The organism is Enterococcus sp. DIV1094, from assembly GCF_017316305.2.
GTDB lineage: Bacteria > Bacillota > Bacilli > Lactobacillales > Enterococcaceae > Enterococcus_B > Enterococcus_B mangumiae.
In genome coordinates, this window is sequence record NZ_CP147250.1 from 1,795,825 (window position 1) to 1,817,225 (window position 21,401).

At 38.6% G+C, this 21,401-nt stretch carries 18 protein-coding genes; 15 read left to right on the top strand and 3 right to left on the bottom strand.

The genetic code is table 11. From position 1 onward, the window contains the following. Positions 1-464 precede the first annotated feature (464 nt). The 11 genes from DOK79_RS08625 to DOK79_RS08675 all read left to right on the top strand — a co-directional run bounded on the left by DOK79_RS08625 (position 465) and on the right by DOK79_RS08675 (position 14,250). A complete protein-coding gene (locus tag DOK79_RS08625; RefSeq protein WP_206855425.1) occupies positions 465-1,943 on the top strand; it encodes a helix-turn-helix domain-containing protein in 1,479 nt (492 codons plus the stop codon). 250 nt (positions 1,944-2,193) lie between these two features. Further along, positions 2,194-2,562, top strand: coding sequence for an LPXTG cell wall anchor domain-containing protein (locus DOK79_RS08630; protein WP_206855426.1), 369 nt, complete (start codon positions 2,194-2,196; stop codon positions 2,560-2,562). A 4-nt stretch (positions 2,563-2,566) separates the two neighbouring features. Then, complete coding sequence (locus tag DOK79_RS08635; protein ID WP_206855427.1) at positions 2,567-3,445, top strand: WxL domain-containing protein; 879 nt, start codon at positions 2,567-2,569, stop codon at positions 3,443-3,445. A gap of 106 nt (positions 3,446-3,551) precedes the next feature. Next, the gene (locus DOK79_RS08640) at positions 3,552-4,604 is read left to right on the top strand and encodes a DUF916 and DUF3324 domain-containing protein (RefSeq protein ID WP_206855428.1); all 1,053 of its coding nucleotides are present in this window, start codon (positions 3,552-3,554) and stop codon (positions 4,602-4,604) included. 24 nt (positions 4,605-4,628) lie between these two features. Continuing rightward, entirely contained in the window at positions 4,629-6,911 is a 2,283-nt protein-coding gene (locus DOK79_RS08645; protein WP_206855429.1) for a WxL domain-containing protein, read from the top strand. 349 nt (positions 6,912-7,260) lie between these two features. Beyond that, a complete protein-coding gene (cls, locus tag DOK79_RS08650) occupies positions 7,261-8,790 on the top strand; it encodes a cardiolipin synthase (protein WP_206855430.1) in 1,530 nt (509 codons plus the stop codon). Positions 8,791-9,048: 258 nt separating this feature from the next. Continuing rightward, a complete protein-coding gene (locus DOK79_RS08655) occupies positions 9,049-10,545 on the top strand; it encodes a phytoene desaturase family protein (RefSeq protein ID WP_206855431.1) in 1,497 nt (498 codons plus the stop codon). 15 nt (positions 10,546-10,560) lie between these two features. After that, on the top strand, positions 10,561-11,640 hold the full coding sequence (locus DOK79_RS08660; RefSeq protein WP_206855434.1) for a glycosyltransferase: 1,080 nt from the start codon (positions 10,561-10,563) through the stop codon (positions 11,638-11,640). Between the two features lie 9 nt (positions 11,641-11,649). Next, entirely contained in the window at positions 11,650-12,135 is a 486-nt protein-coding gene (locus DOK79_RS08665; RefSeq protein WP_206855436.1) for a glycosyl-4,4'-diaponeurosporenoate acyltransferase, read from the top strand. Between the two features lie 708 nt (positions 12,136-12,843). Continuing rightward, positions 12,844-13,365 carry a sigma-70 family RNA polymerase sigma factor gene (locus DOK79_RS08670; RefSeq protein ID WP_206855439.1) on the top strand — a complete coding sequence of 174 codons (522 nt, stop codon included), beginning with the start codon at positions 12,844-12,846 and terminating at the stop codon, positions 13,363-13,365. Positions 13,366-13,383: 18 nt separating this feature from the next. Next, positions 13,384-14,250, top strand: coding sequence for an RsiV family protein (locus tag DOK79_RS08675; RefSeq protein ID WP_206855441.1), 867 nt, complete (start codon positions 13,384-13,386; stop codon positions 14,248-14,250). 118 nt (positions 14,251-14,368) lie between these two features. On the opposite strand, the gene DOK79_RS08680 is transcribed toward DOK79_RS08675, so the two are convergent. The 3 genes from DOK79_RS08680 to DOK79_RS08690 are packed head-to-tail and all read right to left on the bottom strand — an operon-like array spanning position 14,369 to position 16,488. After that, complete coding sequence (locus DOK79_RS08680) at positions 14,369-14,608, bottom strand: hypothetical protein (protein WP_206855443.1); 240 nt, start codon at positions 14,606-14,608, stop codon at positions 14,369-14,371. A gap of 16 nt (positions 14,609-14,624) precedes the next feature. Next, positions 14,625-15,134, bottom strand: coding sequence for a hypothetical protein (locus DOK79_RS08685; RefSeq protein WP_206855445.1), 510 nt, complete (start codon positions 15,132-15,134; stop codon positions 14,625-14,627). Next, positions 15,097-16,488 (bottom strand): Y-family DNA polymerase, encoded by a 1,392-nt coding sequence (locus tag DOK79_RS08690; RefSeq protein WP_206855447.1) that lies wholly within the window; start codon positions 16,486-16,488, stop codon positions 15,097-15,099. The genes DOK79_RS08685 and DOK79_RS08690 overlap by 38 nt, the downstream gene beginning before the upstream one ends. A 552-nt stretch (positions 16,489-17,040) precedes the next feature. Between DOK79_RS08690 and aroF the strand changes: the two genes are divergently transcribed. The 4 genes from aroF to DOK79_RS08710 are packed head-to-tail and all read left to right on the top strand — an operon-like array spanning position 17,041 to position 21,399. Next, complete coding sequence (gene aroF, locus DOK79_RS08695; RefSeq protein WP_206855448.1) at positions 17,041-18,060, top strand: 3-deoxy-7-phosphoheptulonate synthase; 1,020 nt, start codon at positions 17,041-17,043, stop codon at positions 18,058-18,060. Between the two features lie 14 nt (positions 18,061-18,074). Next, complete coding sequence (gene aroB, locus DOK79_RS08700) at positions 18,075-19,139, top strand: 3-dehydroquinate synthase (RefSeq protein WP_206855450.1); 1,065 nt, start codon at positions 18,075-18,077, stop codon at positions 19,137-19,139. Next, positions 19,140-20,306, top strand: coding sequence for a chorismate synthase (aroC, locus tag DOK79_RS08705; RefSeq protein ID WP_206855454.1), 1,167 nt, complete (start codon positions 19,140-19,142; stop codon positions 20,304-20,306). A gap of 13 nt (positions 20,307-20,319) precedes the next feature. After that, positions 20,320-21,399, top strand: a complete 1,080-nt coding sequence (locus tag DOK79_RS08710; protein WP_206855457.1) for a prephenate dehydrogenase — start codon at positions 20,320-20,322, stop codon at positions 21,397-21,399. The last annotated feature ends 2 nt before the right edge of the window (positions 21,400-21,401 follow it).

Sequence of the window (21,401 nt, forward strand, 5' to 3'; positions counted from 1 at the left end):
ATCCGTTATTTTAAATAGTTTGATGGCTATAGGATGTTCGTTTTTTTATGCAAGGAGATAAGCTACTCGTAAAATAGGTTAATTATCTCAATTTTCATATTTTTTGAAGTGAAAGATACTTTTTTTGTGAGTATAGTTAGAGAATCAGGTATAACGAAAGAATGTTCATTAAAAATACATATAATAGAAATTGATTTTTAAAAATCCAAAAACTGATAATAACTAAACGAAAGTACATAAAATGTAAGCCTAAAGATTGTAGATTTTTGTTATGCATAGGCAGTAGCTGACTAGAGATAGAAATAAGGGGAATAAGATTATAAATAGCTTCTACCAGAAATTTTGATAAAGTTATTTTTTAGATTTTCCGCGAATTTATTATTAGTATTTCTCCATCATTTTTGTTATACATGTTTACAATCTATTTTTTAAGAATAGATAAAAAAAACAAACGGGGTGCTCAAATGCGAGAATTACAATTAAAGTTTATTACGAACACAATTACGGAAAGGTGGATGCGTATCCTAAATGTGATCGAACAACAAAATATGTTTACGATCGTTGGACTGTCGCAGCAACTAGGTGTTTCTAAACGTACGATCCTAAAAGATGTCAGTGAACTGAAAAACTATTTTGAGGAGAGTGCGATTTTTGAGTCAAATACCACTGGCTATTTTTTTAAAGAAAAAAATCGACGACTGTATCATGAGGAAAAAGAAGCATTATTACAATCTGAGATTTGGTTTGAGATCATCAGTGACATTTTTTACGGAGAATTAGTATCCATCGAAGAATTAGCTGATCGCTATAATTATTCTGAAAGTACGATGTTACGATCAGTCGCTCAAATCAATGAGGCTCTAAAAGAATATCAGCTTTCACTTAGCTTAAAACCGGTGGATCTTGTGGGAAAAGAAGGCAATATCCGCAAGTTTTTTTTTGATTTTTTTTACGAAGGAGAACCTACCCCTTATACGGTCTATCCCCCGGAAAGTATCCATCAAATGTTTTTGGCTAAGTTAGGGGAGCGTCTTGGCAAGTATAAATTGGGGACAGGAATCATGGTCAATGCTTTTTATTATTTTTTGTATATTTCGATGATCAGAAATCAGCAAGGACATATCATTTCTATTCCCCAGAGTATCAAAGAGATAGACATTTCAGATGCAGAAGATTTTCTCTTACTTTCTGAACTCGTTCCGCTCATCGAAAAAAAATACGGAATTAGCATGCATCCCGATGAAGTGATCTGGCTTTTCTTTGTTATCGTGAGTAAAAGACCCATTGACAGAGTTGAACAAGAGGCTTTTTTTTTCGATCAGTATAACCAATGGACGGAAATTATTGAAGTTGTCGAATCCTATTTCCGAGTATTTGGTATCAATGTGGAGAATAATTCAGTCTTGCCAATCTTCTTAAAGTCGTTTTTTCTAGGCAGAAGAATCAACAATGAAATCAGCCCAATTTTAAATAAGTTACTAAGCGAGGAGAATAGAATCATCCAAGATCTATATAAGGCAACTTATGAAAAAAATAAGCAATTTATCCTCAGGAATCAAAAAAAATTTTCTTTTTCAGAAGATTATTTATCTGACATCGTAGCTAGTTTAACAATGTATACAGAAATTTTATTCACTTATTATTCACCAAAAAAAACAGTGTTATTTCTTTTGGAAGGGAATCACTTACTTGTTCAGTGGATCCAAGTCCAAGCTAGCCAATTGTTGTCAAAGCAGCATCATGTGCTGTTTGTACCTTTGCATGAATTGACCGAAGAACGTTTGAATCTTGAACATGTAGATTTGATTGTGACCAACTATCGTCCTTATATGTTGGACTATCAGTTGCATAAGGAATACGTGCTGATCAATCGAGTTCCTGATATAAATGACTGGGGCAACATTTTTTCAAGTTTGAATTCTTTATTCGATCATATGTTTTAAGAAGTCCAAAAATGATATCAATCGATGAAGTACCTAAAGGGATTATTTGCTCCCAGTGGTCCCTCGTCGATTTTTTGTTGTGTAGCTGGAAGAGTGAATATATCAGAAATGTATAGTGAAAGCGGTAACAAGGGTGTTCGCTAATTAGTGAAAATCATGAATTTATTTTCTTTTATTACTACGTTAATCTTGTTTATGCGGAGGGTAATGATAATTACTCTCATGTGAGAAAGGTTACAGGGGGAGGGATATGAAATTTAAAAAAAGATACATACTGAGTATAGGTATGTTATTTATTCAAATTTATATGCCGCTGATCGTTTATGGAGCAGAAGTTCGCTCAGTAGAAACAGAAGGAACAGTTAGTTTTACTGGCGTCTATGAAACACCAGGAACACCAGATCCAGCACCAGAAGTTGGGATTAAACCCGTCTTGCCAAAAGAAATCACCCAACCACCGTCAAACGTGGTGCAAGTCGATCATATAAGACTACCAAAAACGAGCGATAGTCGGATGATTGCTTGGAAAATTTTGGGAATACTGATTATTGTAGTTACACTTAGTTTTTGGTCTTGGAAGCACAAAAGTAAGAAAACAAAAAAAGAAAGTAGGACTTAGATAAATGAAATTCGTTAGATTAGCAACTATTGCAGCATTAACATCCACCATTTTTGCCGGAGGCATCACAGCTTTCGCCGAAGAAACCACTGAAGAAACATCAAAAGAAGTACGTAACGTAACAACCGATGGAACGATTGGATTTACAGCAAATGGAGATGATGAACTAGTCGTTGTTCCGCCAGAAGAAGGACCGGAAGTTGACATTGATCCTGAAGTTCCAGGAACAACAGGACCTTTATCGATCATGAAAGCTGTCACGATGAATTTCGGTTCACAAGTCATCTCGAATCAAAATCAAACCTACAACATGATTGCAGAAAAACAACAAAAAAAGGGTACGACTGGTGAAGAAAATAAAGTTCCTTATGTCAGTTTTGCGCAAGTACAAGATGTCCGAGGAACGAATGCTGGTTGGGATCTGCAAGTACGTATGACAGACTTTAAAGCAACGACTGAAACGGTAAATGATACATTGCTCGGTGCAGAGATTTCATTGTTGGATCCAAGAATCCAATATGAAGGAAGTACACCTGAGAATGCGCCGTCATTCAACGCACCATTTACGAATACAGATGAAGTCAATTATTTGAAGTTGATGCCAAACGCTTCTGCTGTTTCAGTGATGACTGCAGAAAAAGATAAAGGTGCAGGTGTTTCTTCAGTCGTTTGGGGAAATCAAGCAGATTTAGATAAACAAGAAGCAGATGATAAGATTGAAGTGGTAACAAATAATGCAATCCAATTGTTTGTTCCTGGTTCTACAGCAAAAGATGCGACACAATACAAATCAACACTTACTTGGGAATTATCCAATACGCCTGGTAGTAATGGAGTAGGCGGAGAAGATGACGGGCAACCAGAAGAAAATGACGAAGCTTAATCCAGATTCGAAAGCGCCGGAAAGTAAGCTGTTTTAGGGCATAGAAATGAATGATGTAGCGTTACAATTTTGTAGCGCTACTTTCTTTAAAGGAAGGGGTCAAAGAATGAAAAAAGCAATTACATATCGAAAAAATAAAATCCAACAAGTGGGTCTCGTAGTGCTTCTGCTATTGGTTAATTTGTTAGTGCCAATGTCCGTGGGTGCAGAAGAAGGAACATTAAATTTTTATGTGACACCGGAGTTTACAGAAAATCAAAAAGAAGGAAATGAGCGTTACTTCCAGTTGAATCTTGCACCAGATAAGACAGAAAAACTAACATTGAGACTACAAAATGCAAACGCAGAAGCAAAGAAAATCAAGATCACCCCACATACCGCGTATACCAACGTGATGGGTGTAGTGGAATACGGACAAGATGCGGAAGAAGCAGATCCAACACTCCAGCATTCACTGGATGATTTGATCGAGCAACCCGAAATCATCGAGCTTGGTGGTAATGAAACGAAAACTGTGACGCTTGATCTGAAGATGCCAAAAGAAGCCTTCGAAGGCTTCTTAGCGGGTGGCTTACGAATCGAAGAAGTCAAAGAAGACACAACTGAAGAAACAAGCGATGAAGAAGGGGTCGCCATCCAAAACGAATTTGCGTATATCATCGGTGTGGTGGTGAGTAATAACCAAGACGCCGTGCAACCTGATTTAGATTTGTTGGATGTCTTTGCCGATCAACTCAACTATCGCAATGTCATCAGTGCCAATCTCCAAAATTTTACTCCGACATTTGTGAATCGCTTAGAAGTTGAAGCAACGGTGCAAAGAGTTGGCGAAGAGGATATTTTATACCAAGCAAGTCAAGAACAAATGCAAATGGCACCAAACTCCAATTTCAATTTTCCAATTTCCTTAGAAGGTGATCGTTTTCGTAGTGGGGAGTATCTGTTGAAACTAAAAGCCACCTCAGGAGAAGAGGAATGGGAATGGGAACGGAAGTTTACGATCGATGCAGATGAAGCTCGTGCATTGAACCAACAAGATGTCACTATTAGCTCAAAATGGAACTTATGGTTGATAGGTGCTGTGGTACTGATCATTCTTCTAATTATTATGAATCTTTATCTAATTTTCAAGAAAAAAATAAAAGTGAAAAATGCTTAAGAGCAGTAAAGGAGATGGAACTTCATGAGCATAAGCTTGAAAAGAGCATTATTTACAATAAGCACTACTATGCTATTCATACAGGTTATCTCTGTGCCATTTGGCATGATTTATGCAGAAACTGAAACTAGTCAAGATAGACTAAACCACGAGGTCAATCCGGCTAAAAAAAACACTATAGAAAAAAAAGAGATAGAACCTATTTTTTCTTTTGAAAAATCAAGCATGTCAGGTAGGACAAATGAACCCATACAAATTTCTTTTTTAGCGGATCAAGAGGTTTTAGAGGTAAATGTAGTTTTACCTGAAATGTCAAAAATAGTTGAAGAATTACTTCCAGCAGAAATTTCAATCCAGTCACTCGATAAACCTAATAATTGGATCATTCGGTCTGAACGCAGTCAATCCCAATTTAGTTTGCCGGTAGTATTTAGCACGGAGGGGATTCAGGAAATTTCAGTAGAGGGTTCAACTCTCCAGATTACTATAATCGACAAAGGCGACTTGGAATCATTGCCTTCAACAAGTGAGGAGATGGATGAAAATGAGTCACACATTCAGAGTCACGATAATTATCCCGAAGAGTCTTTTGAGGAGACGAATCAACTAGGGAGTGTAATTATCAACTATGTAGATATAAATGGAAACCAGTTATCTAAATCAGAAGCTATTTCTGGAAAAGTAGGAGAGGAGTATGCCACTACTCCAAAAGAAATACCTAATTATTATCCATTTGAAAAGCCAGATAACGTTAATGGAATAATTGATGGAGGTACAATAGTTGTTAACTATGAATATGTACAGGTTAATGATGAGTTAGTAAATTCCGATTTTGAAGAACCGGTTATTACAAGAAATGTTGAATTTTTAAATGAATCTGATGTACCCGGCTGGAGTACAACTGCTAGTGATAAAAAAATTGAGCTTGGTCTTGGACCAGCTCATAATATTTCTGGAGCTGCCTCTGGGCGTCAGTTTGCTGAATTAAATGCTAATGAACCATCAATGTTGTATCAACTTGTCAACTATGAACCAGGAACAATTTTACGATGGTATCTGCACCATGCCGGAAGATTCGGTATTGATGTAATGAGACTGCGAATCGGAGCTCCAGATAATCCTAATTCAATTCAAGAACTGTCCTCTGGGAGAGGCTTGTGGACATTACACAGTGGAACTTACAGAGTTCCAGAAGATCAGTTGGTAACATATTTTGGTTTTGAAGCTGTCAGCACGAGTAATGGAGTGTTAACAACAGGAAATTTAATCGATAATATTCATTTTGCAGAGCAATCAAGGTTAGTTGTCACTAATCAAGTCAATAAAGAAATTGCTCAAGCAGGAGAGGAACTGACCTACAATATCAACATTGAAAATACTGGTGGTGTACCTTCGGATAGACTTGAAATAAAAATATTGGGAATTGAGAATCTCGAAATAATCAAAGAAAGCATTCAATTGGATGGAAGGAATATCCAATCTGATCAAATAGAAATTTTAAAAAATAAATTAATAATAAAACCTGATGTTACTGTAGATAAGGGCAAATCAGTTGATCTAAACTTTAATGGAAGAGTTAAAAGTGATTATGTGAGCGGCGAAATTGAAACAAAAGTTCAAATTGAATACTGGGACAAAGGTTTTGATGATCAAAATTACAATGGAGAATCTAATATAGCTTATACTAAAATTAGAACTTTGACACCAAAACCTGTAGACCCGTTGGCTCCTGAAAACGAGGTTGATCCTGAAAACTTACCTGAATTACCTGAAAACCAAGGATTGTTAAGTATTGACTTCGCGTCGTCATTCAATTTTGGACAACAGAACATTTCAGTAAAAAATCAAACCTACTATGCACAACCCCAACGTTTACTGAACGAAGAGGGCACGGTCAACGAAACACAAGAACGACCGAACTTTATCCAAATCAGTGATCGCCGACCGGACAATGAGCGAAGTGGTTGGCAATTATCGGTTACGCAAAATGGACAATTCAGCAATCAAAACGGCCATGAGTTGCTTGGTTCTGAGATCCATTTACTCAATCAAGAACTAGTGACGGCACAAGGTGGAACAGCGCCTACGTTACAAGAAGAAACCGTCCAAAGAATCATACCAAATACTAAAAGAATCTTATTACAAGCAGATGAAGAATCTGGAACAGGAACATGGATCTATCGTTTTGGGGATGCAGAGACAGCAGGTAAAAGTGTTGGTTTGTATGTCCCAAAAGGAACGAATCCAGAAGCCAAAGAATATTCAACGACACTTACTTGGGAATTAAGTAGTGTTCCGGGAAATTGATAAAGAAATAGAGTGTTGACAGTAGTATACAATTCTAAGAAATAAGCCAGAAAACCCGAAAATTATTGGGGTTTCTGGCTTATTTTTGGAATACTATTTACTCAGTTTTAGAGACTGTGAGATGACGAATATCATAGCGCTTTTTTTCTCTTCTTAATACGGAGTGAAAAACAATGACTATTATATAGAAGAAAAGTTTCTATAAAAGATGTAAGGAAGGAGAAAATCCTTTACATTAGAGCGACTATAACGTATATAATCTAAATAAGGTGTGCTGTAACCAACATCGTTGACTGTCTCAAAAAAAAGAATCAACGACAAAATAAAGCATGCAAACATGGAGAAAACGATGATAAAGAATAAATTGCAACAATACAAAATATTATTGATTTTATTGATTTTTGTAGCGGTTTCACTGATTGTTTTTTTGAATCAAATCATTTATGCGTGGTTGATCGTGGAGATTTATGCGTTTCTTCTTTGTGGGTACTTAGTGATTTTTGATCAAAGAGAAGCAACATCTAAGATTGCTTGGATTTTAGCCTTATTATTTCTGCCGATCGTTGGGATCATCTTGTATTATTTGATTGGTCGTGAGCCTCGTTTACGGAAGTTGCCGAAACAGCAAGTAGCGAATGAGCGAAACGTACAACAAACTGTTTCAAAGATCCTTCAGGAACATTCAGAGATCATCCATGCCAAGCACGATCTGTCTAACGAGATTTTCCATCTTTCAGAAAAGTATCCAACGAAAGACAATCAACTGACATTGTTAAAAGAAGGAGCGGAAGCCTTTACAGCATTGTTGCAAGATATCAAGCAGGCAACGCATCATGTTCATCTTTTTTACTATATTGTAAAAGGAGATGAAACCGGCGAAGAACTGACGGCTGTCTTGATCGAAAAAGCACGACAGGGAATCGAAGTCCGTTTTATGTATGACAGTGTTGGATCGATTGCTTTTCCGAATCGGTTATTAGATGCGCTGCGAGAAAATGGTGTGGAAGTACGGACTTATGATCTTTTGAATTCACCGTGGTTGAGTAACAAAGCCAATTGGCGAAACCATCGAAAAATCGTTGTGATCGATGGCAAAATCGCACATACTGGCGGTATGAATATCGGAAATGAGTATAGTGGTCGCGGTAATAAGTTCTCTTATTGGCGAGATACGAATGTTCGGATCGAAGGGCCTTCTGTATTAGAGGTACAAGAATGTTTCGTTTATGATTGGTTGTTCCTTGATGAAGGAACGGAAACGATCGGTCATTTTATCAAACATCAAGCTGCGTATTTTCCATTAAAGACGGATACACCCAAAGGCTCGGAAATCGTACAGGTCATTTATGGCGGTCCTTATGATCAAGAACGAATCATCAAAGATTCTTTTAATGACTTGATTGGTAAAGCAGTCGATTCGATCAAAATCGCTATGCCTTATTTTATCCCGGATGAAGAAACATTGGGCGCACTTAGACGAGCAGCACGTTGTGGGATCAAGGTACAATTGGTCATACCGGGAAAAGGGGATCGTGGCATTTCATTCCATGGGACGAACTCGTTTATTGATGACTTATTATCGGCGGGGGTCGAAGTGTTTATTTATGATACGACCGCATTTATCCATTGTAAATATATGATCGTCGATGATGTAGTGGCAACAATTGGCTCGACTAATTTTGATATTCGCAGTTTTTATCTCAATCATGAGTTATCGATGTTCATTTATGGACCATCAAGAACAATCGATGAATTGAATGATCATTTTGCGGAAGATTTAGCCCATGCGAAAAGAGTCAAAAAAGAAGAATGGCAACGGCGAAGTGGATGGACGAAAGTCAAAGAGAAAATCAGTGGTTTATTTGTCCCGATTCTTTGATTGTGGAGAATAAATGGATTATAAAAGCAATGGTTAGCCTGAGACAGAGTAGACAAAACGATTTTTTGGTTTTGTCTACTCTGTTTTTCATTTTATGTTTTCTTATTGTTTTATAACAATACAATGCGCAATGAAATAAGATTTTTTACAGATATGCTACTATAGATATAGATATGAAGTGTTTTTTTACAGTTGATTCATATAAAATGCCCAGCTGTAAAAATTTACTTTGAGACTTAGAAAGCAAGAGGTACTGTTATGGAAAACAAACAAAAATCAGTCATTATTCTTGGTGGAGGCCTTGGGGGCTTATCTGCAGCAGTGTCTTTGGCACAAGCAGGATTCAAGGTTACTTTATATGAAAAGAATGATCATCTAGGCGGTAAATTAAACCGTTTAGAAGCGAATGGATTTGGGTTCGATCTAGGGCCATCGATTTTGACGATGCCTCAAATCTTTGAAAAGTTGTTTATTGCAAGTGGCAAACAGATGGCAGATTACATTCCGATTGAACGGTTGGATTTGCAGTGGCGCTCTTTTTTTCCTGACCATACATCGATTGATTTATACAGCGATCTAACGAAAATGGCGCAAGAAAATCCAATGTTGTCTGCAACCGATATGGCAGAGTATCAAGCATTTTTAGACTACGCAAAAGAAATCTACGATTATACAGAAGTCGGTTATTTTGACAAAGGGCTTGATTCAACGATGGAGATTTTAAAAGAACATGGTGTGATCAAAGCGTTGAAAGGATTTGATTATTTTTCTTCGATGCATGATGGAATCGCAAAACGAGTGAGTCATCCTAAAATGCAAGAGATACTTGGTTATTTCAGTAAGTACGTTGGTTCGTCTCCTTATGATGCACCAGCGGTTTTGAATATGATGATCTATATGCAACATGCGCAAGGGATTTGGTATGTGCCAGGTGGGATGCACAAGATTGCGGAAGGGATCGTGAAACTTGGGAAAGAGATCGGTGTGACGTTCCATACCGGCGTTTATGTTGAAAAATTAAATATAGAGAATGATCAGATCCGTTCTGCGCGATTGGCAGATGGCACGGTGATCGAAGCAGACTATTTTGTTTCGAATATGGAAGTCATCCCGGCTTATGAACAGTTATTAGATGAAAAACCAGCGTTTACTGAGAAGTTAGAAAAGAAATTTGAACCAGCAAGTTCAGGGTTTGTCTTGCATTTAGGTGTTAATAAAGAATATCCGCAATTAGCACATCATAATTTTTTCTTTTCAAATGCGGAGAAAGAAAATTTTGATCAAAACTTCCATCAGCACCAGTTGCCAGAAGACCCAACGATCTATTTGGTCAATGTGAATAAGACTGATCCTTCCCAAACGATTGAAGGACATGAGAATATCAAGATTTTACCTCATATCCCTTATCTACAAGATCAACCATTTACAGAAGCAGAATATGATGCTTTTCGTGAACGTATTTTGATCAAATTGGAAACGATGGGGCTAACGGATTTGAGAAAACATATTGTCTATGAAAATCGTTGGACCCCAGAAGATATCCAAAAAAATTATTTATCACATCGGGGAGCAATCTACGGTACTGTCTCAGATCGCAAAAAAAATCATGGGTTCAAACATGGGAAACATAGTGAGCGCTATGACAATTTATACTTTGTCGGTGGAACGGTCAATCCTGGAGCTGGTATGCCAATGGTTACTTTGAGTGGGCAACAAGTAAGTGATAAGATCGTGCAAAGAGAAGCGAATGGATAGGAAGGAAGGGATATTTTGTTACTGATCATGATCGTCCTTTTCGTCGCTTGGCTTGCAGGTTGGTGTATCTTTTATCGATTGCCATTTCTCGCGAAAACAGCACCAACGACTCGCCATGCAACAAGTGTTTCAATCATTATTCCTGTACGTAATGAGGTTAACACGATTCCAAAATTGATTCGATCAATCCAGAAGCAGACGATCCAACCACAAGAGATCATCGTAGTAGATGATGCTTCCACTGACGGTACAGCTGAAATCGCCAAACGCTTAGGGGCAGTAGTTTTTTCAAATGATCGTGAACAGCATGGAAAGGCGGCTGCCTGTTGGTTAGGTGCAACGCATGCTAAAAGTGAGACTTTCTTATTTTTAGATGCGGACACATTCTTCCAAACCGAGAATAGCTTGGAAAGATTATTGGCTGAATACGAAAAAAGAGGAAAGCGTGGACTAATGTCGCTACAACCTTTTCATCAGACCGTTCGCTTTTATGAACAGTTTTCTTTTATTTTTAATGTGATCATTCTAGTAGGATTGAATACTTTTTCTGTGTTTGGGGAAAAAGTAAAAGCAGCGGGGGCATTCGGTCCGTGTATCTTGTGTTCAAGAATAGATTATTTTCAGGTGGATGGGCATAATGATATGCCTAGTGGGATTTTAGATGACATGGCTTTAGCTAAGCGCTTCCTAAAGAAAGATCTTCCCATCCATTTATACGGCGGAAAAGAGTTGATTGCTTTTCGCATGTATCCAGAAGGGTTCAAGCAACTGATCCAAGGGTGGACAAAGGATTTTGCAACAGCTTCAAAAGCCACCAATCCCTTTATTTTGTTCGGGACCATATTATGGATAGCTGGTGGAGTTGGCTCTGTATTGGCTTTTCGTACGGATCAATGGCATTTTGCGCTAGTCATCTACTGTCTGTATGTATGCCAATGCATCATCTTTGCCAAACGTGTGGGGAATTTCACCCCTGCTTTCTTGTTGTTTTTCCCGATCTTTTTTCTCTTTTTCCTTTTCTTGTTTTTATGGTCGTTGATCCAAACGTATCTTTTGAAATCAGTGACTTGGAAAGGAAGAAAAATCAAATTTTAGGAGGTTTTTATGCCGCTGATTTACTTTACTCCTTTCCGCCTGATTCTCGTTGATATCTTGGCGTGGTTGGTTATCCATTTAGGGATCTCTTACTTACTTCGTCAGGTAGACGATGGCTTTTTTGAAAGAAATAAGCGATGGTTCCGCCCTTTTTCATTTGAGAAAAGCGGTGACTTCTGGCAAAAAAAATTTCGAATAAAAGCGTGGAAAGACCGCTTACCTGATGGGACCGTCATTGCTAAAAATGGTTTTGACAAGTCAAAACTAGCGAACAATAATATTGAATCTCTGAAACAATTTGTGATTGAGACACAACGAGCAGAATTGACTCATTGGTTTTTGATTCCACCTGCTTTTCTCTTTTTTCTATGGAATCCTGCATGGGCAGGATGGGTAATGGTGATTTATGCGCTTGTTGTTAATCTTCCATTTATCATGATCCAACGATATAATCGACCACGGTTAGAACGAGTCCTAAAAAAAATCAAAAACTGATAGAGAACTAGCAGTTAGTTGTGGGCGCAATATGTTCAGCCCAGAGAAATAAGGAGGAACCTACAAGATTGCTTTTCAAATTTTTGTGGGTTTCTCTCTATGTCAACAAAGGTTTCTTCGATTCGCAGCGTTTATACAATGTTAAGTTGAAAAGATCTGGTCATTCGTTCTATCTCTTGCTAAAAACGAATAAATAGTTTTCTAGAAGTGGAATACTACATAAATAAGCACCAAAATCCATTGATGAATAATTGTTGGGTTTTGGTGCTTTTTATCGGAGCTTAATACTTGTATCAGAATCTCACAAACCTGTCTTTTGTGTGGAAATAGTAATTTAAAATATAGGAATGTTCAAAATAAAGTTAATCTTTTTGAAACTTTTCTTAGAAAACGATCGTCTAATTAAGTATAAAAAAAGAAAGTGGAGTGAGCGGATGAAACATGAAAAAAACTATTCATTTTTAACGATAGAGCTAATTTTCTTAATCTTATTGTTCCTGTTTACTAGCCTTTTTTTATTGATGTATTCAATGGATACATTTTCGATCCGAGAAGAAAAGCAACGGGAGATAGAGATAAATGAGTCACAGAGAAGGGAAGATGCGCGAACAAGTCAGGAAGCAAACAAAGATTTTACAAAAGCTCTAGGTTATATTTATTATTTGAGATAAAAAATCAATGCAAATTGTTTTTTTATGAGATAGGGAGGTGTCTAATATTTTCAATCGGATAGCAAAAAAGCAGCGAGTCAAATATTATGAATCTCAGTTAGAACAGTTGATTGAAACACAATATCAAAAAATGTACCGAATCGCTTATAGTTATACGCACAGTTCAGAAGATGCGTTGGATGTTATCCAAGATAGCTTTCAAAAAGCATTGATGGATTTCTCAAAGGTAAAGAAAATCGATCATTTTCAAGCTTGGTTTTATAAAATCCTAGTTCGAACAGCAATTGACCATTGGCGTAAGAATAAACGAATTCCATTAAATTTTGAATTGGAAGATTATCAAGGTCTTGAATTCATCGATTTTCAAAATGATGTTTCTTATATGGAATTACGAGAATTGTTGAGCCAAACACCCAGTCCGGAACGTGAGATCATTATCTTGAAATTTTTTGAGGGATTTACATTGAAAGAAATTGCTCAGATTTTAAATTTAAATGAGAGTACTGTGAAAACAAAAATGTATCGCTCGCTAGATAATTACAAAGAAATTTTAAAATAAAGGAGAGTGGGTAGCGAAATGGGAGGAGCAAAGAAAAAAATAAGCATGATGGATCAGGCGTATCATGCAAATGAAATACCTGAACAATTAGAAGAAGAGCTTTTCAAGCGTTTTATGATCGCAAAGAAAAAAGTGAGCGTGAAACGACAAGTGAAAAATGTTAGTCGTATCAGTTTGGGTATCGTCTGCTCAATATTTATTTTGTTTGCAGGTGTTCAAAATAGAGACTTTCGCGTATGGGCGACAGAAATTCCTATTCTAGGAGAATTGGTTTCTATCATTACTGGGAAAACCTATTCATTCCAAGAAGAGAAATCAGGTGTCACGATTGCTATTCCTAGAATAATGGGGAAAGAAGAAATCCATGATCAGCTGAATCAAAAATATCTTGCAGAGGGCCAACAGGCTTATGAGGAAGGAATAAAAGAACTCAAGAAAAACGGGCAACAAATCGATACAACAGGTGGATATCACCTATTGGTCAATGATGAACGATTTTTAGTGATTGATCGTTCAATCGAGCAGACCATAGCAAGTACACAAACGAAAAATCAATTTGATACGCTAGATAAACAAAATAAAGTAGTTTTGTCCTTGCCTTTATTATTTAAAAGTGATGATTATCTCAGTGCTCTTTCAAAAGAAATTGAAGAACAGATGAGAAGACGGATAGAAAAAAATCCAGAATCAACTTACTTTGCTCTGGAGGATAATGGCTCATTTTTATTAACAAAAGATCCAAATTTTTATATCAATAAAGAACATCAGTTGGTCATCTTCTTTGATAAATATGAGGTAGCACCTGGTGCTATGGGAACCCAAGAATTTATTATCGATACAAATAAAATAAAACCTTTATTGTCTGATCCAAACTATTTGAACTGAAGCTTTCTAGCTTTACTGATAGAAGCGTCAACCGTTTGTATTTTTTATCGGTTGACGCTTTTTAGGCTGAAAGAAAGGAACGTTCAATGATGGACGAGGTGTCCAATAGGTGGATGAACTAGTTAATTGCTTGTTTGACGATGTTTTTCCAAAAATGAAAATATTCTTCTTCCAAATCGATTGAATCAAGTTCATCCCAAGCGATGAAGCCCCCGTTTACGTAAAAACCGTCTTCTGTCATCTTTTTTTGAATCGCTCCTCTATGGTTTTGTCCGTTTTTTGTTTGGATCGTAATTTCTTGCTTGGCAATATAAGCAGTGATTATGACAGTCTCGAAATGTTTCTTTACCATTGTCATCGGCAGCACCTCCATTTTACTCATTTTCCTCTTCAAAAGCTTGATAAAATTCATCTTTGATCAATTGCAGTTCAACTTGTTGCTTTGGATTGTTCCAATCGATGGGGCGAAAACTTTGTTTGTCATGTGTCTTGTTGTCACTAACGTCAAACCATTTTGTTTCTTGTTTTAAACCAACGTGACGAATGTCCTCCCAAAGAATCTGGTACTGGTCAATTGTCATATATTCTTCATCACTTTCACCAAAAAATACGCCTTCAATATTTTCTAAATACCTGCCAAATTCATCTTTTGTATTTAATTGGATAGTCACTTTTTGACGATAGAGAAAGGACTGTAACAGGACTTGATCGATTTCTTCTCTCTTCATCTGCGATTGAGGAGGGAGGTCTTTTAGGGCGTCTTCTGCGTTTTCATCGATCCCTTTGACTAATTCATCCATAGCAAAAGCGGTCCCCCATTTCAAGCCAAAGGGGCGATCGCGGTATTCATTGTAATCGAGAAATTCTTTTTTCGTGCGTCGCATGTCCTTCACCTTCAATACCAGCCATTCCGCCTGCATGACCGCCGACAAGCGAGCTACGGGCGATTGCTCGACCACCTTCCAGTAAACTATGGGCATGGACGATCGCTTTGAATCCGTATTTTTGTCGTATTTTATCCACGATAAAGTCCACTTTCGCATGATTCATTTGTTCTTTCGGATCATCAAAAAGATTCAATTGTAGTCCAGCAGAATAAACGAGTTGTGAGCAATTGACGCCAATGCTGCGAATGTCCTGCCGTTTGTAATGCTGGTCAAATATGCGGAGTAAAGCCTCGGCTAGCTCATGGCTCGAATTGGTCGCCGGGATTTTCAATTGTTGATGAAAGCCTCTTTTGCCAGAAGGATCGATATATCCTAGTGAAAAACCGACCCAAAGGCTGATCACTTGGGCTTTTGTTTCGGCACGCCGTAAGCGAGTTCCTAATTGATCCGCCATTTCCTTGATGACGATTTCGATTTCTGATCGTCGAGTATAATCTCTGTTCAATATTTGACTATTTCCCATACTTTTTGATTTCGGTGTGTATTTTTCGCCTAAAAAACTACGATCGATCCCCCAAGCGTGGGCATAAAGTTGTGTACCGATCACGCCAAGCGTACTTTTTAGGCGATAGTAGTCTGCGTGAGCTAAGTCGTAGACAGTATCGATCCCTAAGTTATTCAAGCGTACGGCCATTTTCCGACCGATCCCCCAAAAGTCAGTCAGCTTGGGAATCTGCCAAACGGTAGTTTTGACCTCTTCATAGCGCCATTCTGCAATCCGATCTGGCGAATCTTTTGAGGCATTGTCTAGTGCTAGTTTTGCCAATAATGGATTGTCACCAATACCGACAGTGGTGTAGATGCCAGTGCGATCCACTACGTCTTGTTGGATCATTTGTGCAAGTTCTTTTGCTGTTTTTACACCAAATAAGTTCAAACTGTTCGTGATATCTAAAAAACTTTCATCGACCGAATAGACATGGTGATTGGCTTCATCTGCATATTTTTTATAGATTGCATTGATTTCTTTATTTTTCTCCATGTAATAAGCCATGCGTGGTGGCGCAATGTGCAAATCTTTTGGGTAAGGAAAGGGGAGATCTCGCGCACGACTGATATTCGTAATACCGTACGCTTTTTTTGCTTCCGGACTTGAAGCTAAAATCAACCCGCTTCCTCGTTCTTCCCAAGAATTTGAAGGATAGGACATCACGACAAGCTTTGCTTCTAACGGATTTAATCCTCGTTCGACACATTCGACAGAAGCATAGAAGGACTTACAATCAATACATAAAATATCTCTAGAAGGTTCTTTCTGATAGTCAAATACGGGATTTTGATTTTTAAACATAACAGTCACCTCTTCCACTTGATTAGAACACATGTTCGCATTTTTTGTCAACGGAAAAATCATTAAGGGCATTAAAAAATATCTTTCGTCGAAAACGGCAGTGAGACAAAAAGAAAAAAGATTTGAAAAAGTAGTTGACTTATTTCAGAAAGAAATCTATACTTAAACCAATCTTAAATCAGTTTGGAGCGATTTCTTATGAAAATCACATTGAATTCACAACTGAATACGTATTACTTTAGCTATTTTAGATAGGTTTGTATTCATGAGACTCATGGGTGCAAACACAACGTTTGTATCTATGATGGCTAAGGATGTTTGAGATGACTTGTCCGCCACATAGATGAAAATCTATAGTGGCTTTTTTGTTAGAATTTTTCAGGCCCACTGTAGATTTGTCTACGGCGGGCTTTTTTTATACCTAACGAAAGGAGAAACACAGTAGTTCATTTTTCAACGAGTTATTTTAAGAAAACAAAAAAACGATTTTCCACTGTCGATCGAGTGCTTAAACAGTGTTAAAAAAAATAAAAATAAAAAGGATGTTATCTTATGATTTTGATTATTAAACCAGGAATTGAAGTAGACCAATTAGAACCAGTACTTTCACGTATCAAAGAAGAGGGCTTAGAAGTCCAAATCAACCAAGGCAAAGATCGCCTTGTTTTAGGATTGATCGGTGATCCTAAAATCATCCAAGATGTGCCATTCGAAAGATACGATATGGTAGAACGTGCTGTAAAAATCTCCAATACGTACAAACTAACTTCTAGAGAATTTCATCCTCAAGATACAGTCGTTGATGTAGATGGTGTGAAAATCGGTGATGGCAGTTTTGTGACGATGGCTGGCCCTTGTTCAGTAGAAGGTGAAGAACAAATCATGGAAACTGCTCGTATGGCAAAAGCGGGTGGCGCAACGATCCTACGTGGTGGAGCTTACAAACCTAGAACATCACCATACGCTTTCCAAGGATTAGGAGAAGAAGGGTTGAAAATGATGCGTAAAGCTGCGGATCATTACGGTTTGAAAGTCATTACTGAAGTGATGGATGAAGCGCACATTGACGTGGTTTGCGAATACGCAGATATCATCCAGATCGGTGCTAGAAACATGCAAAATTTCCGTTTACTAGAAGCGGTTGGTAAAACTGGCAAACCAATTGGCTTGAAACGTGGGATTTCAGGAACGATCGAAGAATGGCTGAATGCGGCGGAATACATTGCGGTACAAAACAATCCAAACATCATTTTTATCGAACGTGGCATCCGTACGTACGAAACAGCCACACGTAATACCTTCGATCTAAGTGCTGTACCGATCATCAAAAAATTAAGTCACTTCCCGATCATCGTTGACCCTAGTCACGGCACAGGAGTCTGGGACCTTGTCTCACCAATGGCTCGAGCAGGAGTTGCTAGTGGCGCAGATGGAATGATCGTAGAGATCCATCCTGACCCAATCCACGCATGGTCAGATGGACAGCAGTCATTGAATGAAAAGAACTACCTAAGAATGATGGCAGAAGTAGAGATTTTAGTTGAAGCGATGAATAAAATCAAAGCCTTATAGAAAAGAGGAGCGACATGTTAGAAGTTGTCTTACCAGAAAAAAGCTATGAGATCATCATTGAACGAAACGCACTTGACCATGTATCTGAGTGGCTTGAAGGAATCTGGAAAAATAAAAAAATCGCAGTCATCAGTGACACGAATGTTTTTCCGATCTATGGCGAGAAAGTCTGTCAACAATTGCGAACCAGCTACGAAGTCGTCCATTATGTAGTTCCAGCTGGAGAAAACAGCAAATCATTCGACATGGCAGCGGAACTCTATGCGTTTTTAGCAAAAGAACAATTTACGCGCAGTGATGCAGTCATTGCGCTTGGTGGAGGAGTGATTGGCGATTTAGCGAGCTTCGTTGCTTCTACTTACATGCGAGGCATTTCTTTTGTGCAAATCCCAACTTCTTTACTGGCACAAGTCGATTCAAGTATTGGCGGAAAAACAGCGATCAATGCCCCTATGGCGAAAAACATGATCGGGACATTTGCCCAGCCAGACGGTGTGTTGATCGATCCAGAAACGTTAACGACTTTATCAGAGCGCAGAATCCAAGAGGGAATCGCAGAAATCATCAAATGTGGGGCGATCAGTGATGAAACGTTGTGGCAAGATCTGGCAAGTTTAACAGGAGTTGCCGATCTACTAGCGAATAGCGAAAAAGTCATTGAAAAAGCCTTGCGAGTGAAGAAAAAAGTCGTAGAAGAAGACCAATTTGATAACGGAAGCCGTTTGTTGTTGAATTTTGGGCATACGATTGGCCATGCGATTGAAAATACTGCTGGTTATGGCCAAATCAGTCATGGTGAAGCCGTAGCGATCGGGATGGTGCAAATCACCAAACAAGCTGAGAAAATGGGACAATCACCGGTTGGAATCACAGATCAATTGATTGCAATGATTGAAAAATATCAGTTGCCAATCAACTATCAACCTTGGGAAGAACAGTCCCTTTATGATGCGATTACCCACGATAAGAAGGCGCGTGGGAAGACATTGAAAATCATTTTATTAGATAAGATCGGACAAGCAAGGATTCAAGAAATCCCGCTTGAATCTGTGAAAGACTATTTAGAGGAGGCGAATTAGATGCGTTTTTTAACAGCAGGAGAATCACATGGACCACAACTTACTGCCATTATTGAAGGTGTTCCGGCAGGTTTAGAAGTTTCACTTGAAAAAATCAATGAAGACCTTGCGAGACGACAAGGCGGTTACGGTCGTGGGGGCAGAATGAAGATCGAAAAAGATCGTGTACAGATCACATCAGGTATTCGCCATGGTAAAACGCTTGGTTCGCCTATCACGATGATCGTGGAAAACAAAGATTGGAAAAATTGGCAGACAGTGATGTCAGTCGAACCCATCGAAGAAAAACATGTCACACGTCGTCGCGTAGCGAAACCTCGTCCAGGACATGCGGATCTCGTTGGCGGGATGAAATACCAACACCAAGATCTTAGAAATGTGTTAGAGCGATCTTCAGCGAGAGAAACGACGATGCGTGTAGCGATCGGTTCTTTAGCAAAACAGATCCTAGCGGCACTAGATATCGAAATTGCCAGTCATGTAGCGGTTCTTGGAGGAATCAAAGCAACGATCCCTGAAGAGCTTCCTGTGGCAGTCATCAAGGAAAAAACAACGATCTCTGAAGTCAATATGGTCGATCTTGAAATCGAAGAACAAGTCAAAACATTGATCGATGATACTAAAAAAGCAGGGGATACCTTAGGTGGTGTCGTCGAAGTTCGTGTTGAAAATGTACCCGCTGGATTAGGTAGTTACGTCCAATGGGATAAAAAATTAGATGGCAAATTAGCACAAGCGATGCTTAGTATCAATGCGTTCAAAGGAGTGGAATTTGGTATCGGATTTGACGCAGCCACTTTACCAGGTTCGAAAGTCATGGATGAGATCACATGGGATCAAGAACATGGATACCGCCGTACGACGAATCATTTAGGTGGTTTTGAAGGTGGGATGACGAATGGCGAACAAATCATCGTTCGCGGTGTGATGAAGCCGATCCCGACACTTTACAAGCCATTGATGAGTGTTGATATCGACACGAAGGAAGCGTATAAAGCAAGTGTTGAACGTTCAGATAGTACGGCTGTTCCAGCAGCTTCTGTCGTTGCTGAGCATGTGATTGCAACGGCCCTTGCTATGGAAATACTTGAACACTTTCCAGCAGATAACATGCATGAACTACAAAAATCTGTTGCCAGTCATCGGCAGATGATCCAAGACTTTTAGAAGAGGTGACCCTATGAAGAAAAAGGTATTTGTCTTAGGTTTAGGTCTGATTGGTGCTTCGCTTTGTCGGGCAATCAAAGGATCAAATGTGACGCTTTACGGATGGGATCATTCTGAAGAAACAAGAAAAATTGCAGAGGAAGTCCAACTAGTCGATCATCTCGTGTCTGGGATCGAAGAAGCGAGTCAAATGGATGTCATTTTACTCGCGGTCCCTGTACAAGTTAGTTTGGATTATTTGCAACGCTTAGCGACACTTCCGTTAAAGGAATCTGTATTGGTCAGTGATACGGGCAGTACGAAAGCGGCAATCATGACTGCGGCTAAAGAATTACCTTTTACTTTTATTGGTGGTCATCCAATGGCAGGCTCACATAAATCAGGAGTCAAAGCCGGCAATCCCAATTTGTTTGAGGAAGCCTACTATATATTGACCAATGATCATGAGAGTGACCGCGTGGATGAATTGATGGAACTACTGGAACCGACGCGAGCAAAATTTGTTTTGATGGAAGCAACAAATCATGACGAAATCGTCGGTGTCTTGAGCCATCTGCCCCATATCGTGGCTGCTGGGTTGGTACAAACAAGCGATGCGCTCAATCAAAAACATCCAAGAGCATCGCAACTTGCAGCGGGAGGCTTTCGGGATATTACTCGAATTGCTTCTTCGGACCCTAAAATGTGGACAGATATCTTACTGACGAATCAAGAAATCATGCTGTCCTTATTAGCAGAGTGGCAATCCTCCATGGAAACGTTGAAAACACAACTTGAAAAAAATGATGAGTATGCGATCCATCGTTTTTTTGCACAAGCCAAGCAAACAAGAGACCAGTTGCCGAAGAAACGGCAAGGAACGATTCCGGCATTTTATGATCTATATGTCGATATCCCGGATATTTCCGGTGCAGTCGCCAAGGTGACTACAGCATTAAGTCAAGCAGATATTTCAATCATCAATTTAAAAATACAAGAAACTAGAGAAGATATTTTCGGAGTCCTTGAATTATCCTTCAAAAATCAAGCAGATTTGGAAAAAGGACAAGCATTGATTCAAGCGGAAAATTTTCACTGTTGGATCAGGAGTTGAGA

Excerpts from the sequence above, each read along its gene's own strand:
- DOK79_RS08625 (WP_206855425.1), top strand. The coding sequence starts at position 465 with ATGCGAGAATTACAATTAAAGTTTATTACGAACACAATTACGGAAAGG.
- DOK79_RS08630 (WP_206855426.1), top strand. The coding sequence starts at position 2,194 with ATGAAATTTAAAAAAAGATACATACTGAGTATAGGTATGTTATTTATT.
- DOK79_RS08635 (WP_206855427.1), top strand. The coding sequence starts at position 2,567 with ATGAAATTCGTTAGATTAGCAACTATTGCAGCATTAACATCCACCATT.
- DOK79_RS08640 (WP_206855428.1), top strand. The coding sequence starts at position 3,552 with ATGAAAAAAGCAATTACATATCGAAAAAATAAAATCCAACAAGTGGGT.
- DOK79_RS08645 (WP_206855429.1), top strand. The coding sequence starts at position 4,629 with ATGAGCATAAGCTTGAAAAGAGCATTATTTACAATAAGCACTACTATG.
- cls (WP_206855430.1), top strand. The coding sequence starts at position 7,261 with ATGATAAAGAATAAATTGCAACAATACAAAATATTATTGATTTTATTG.
- DOK79_RS08655 (WP_206855431.1), top strand. The coding sequence starts at position 9,049 with ATGGAAAACAAACAAAAATCAGTCATTATTCTTGGTGGAGGCCTTGGG.
- DOK79_RS08665 (WP_206855436.1), top strand. The coding sequence starts at position 11,650 with ATGCCGCTGATTTACTTTACTCCTTTCCGCCTGATTCTCGTTGATATC.
- DOK79_RS08675 (WP_206855441.1), top strand. The coding sequence starts at position 13,384 with ATGGGAGGAGCAAAGAAAAAAATAAGCATGATGGATCAGGCGTATCAT.
- DOK79_RS08680 (WP_206855443.1), bottom strand. The coding sequence starts at position 14,608 with ATGACAATGGTAAAGAAACATTTCGAGACTGTCATAATCACTGCTTAT.
- DOK79_RS08685 (WP_206855445.1), bottom strand. The coding sequence starts at position 15,134 with ATGCGACGCACGAAAAAAGAATTTCTCGATTACAATGAATACCGCGAT.
- DOK79_RS08690 (WP_206855447.1), bottom strand. The coding sequence starts at position 16,488 with ATGTTTAAAAATCAAAATCCCGTATTTGACTATCAGAAAGAACCTTCT.
- aroF (WP_206855448.1), top strand. The coding sequence starts at position 17,041 with ATGATTTTGATTATTAAACCAGGAATTGAAGTAGACCAATTAGAACCA.
- aroB (WP_206855450.1), top strand. The coding sequence starts at position 18,075 with ATGTTAGAAGTTGTCTTACCAGAAAAAAGCTATGAGATCATCATTGAA.
- aroC (WP_206855454.1), top strand. The coding sequence starts at position 19,140 with ATGCGTTTTTTAACAGCAGGAGAATCACATGGACCACAACTTACTGCC.
- DOK79_RS08710 (WP_206855457.1), top strand. The coding sequence starts at position 20,320 with ATGAAGAAAAAGGTATTTGTCTTAGGTTTAGGTCTGATTGGTGCTTCG.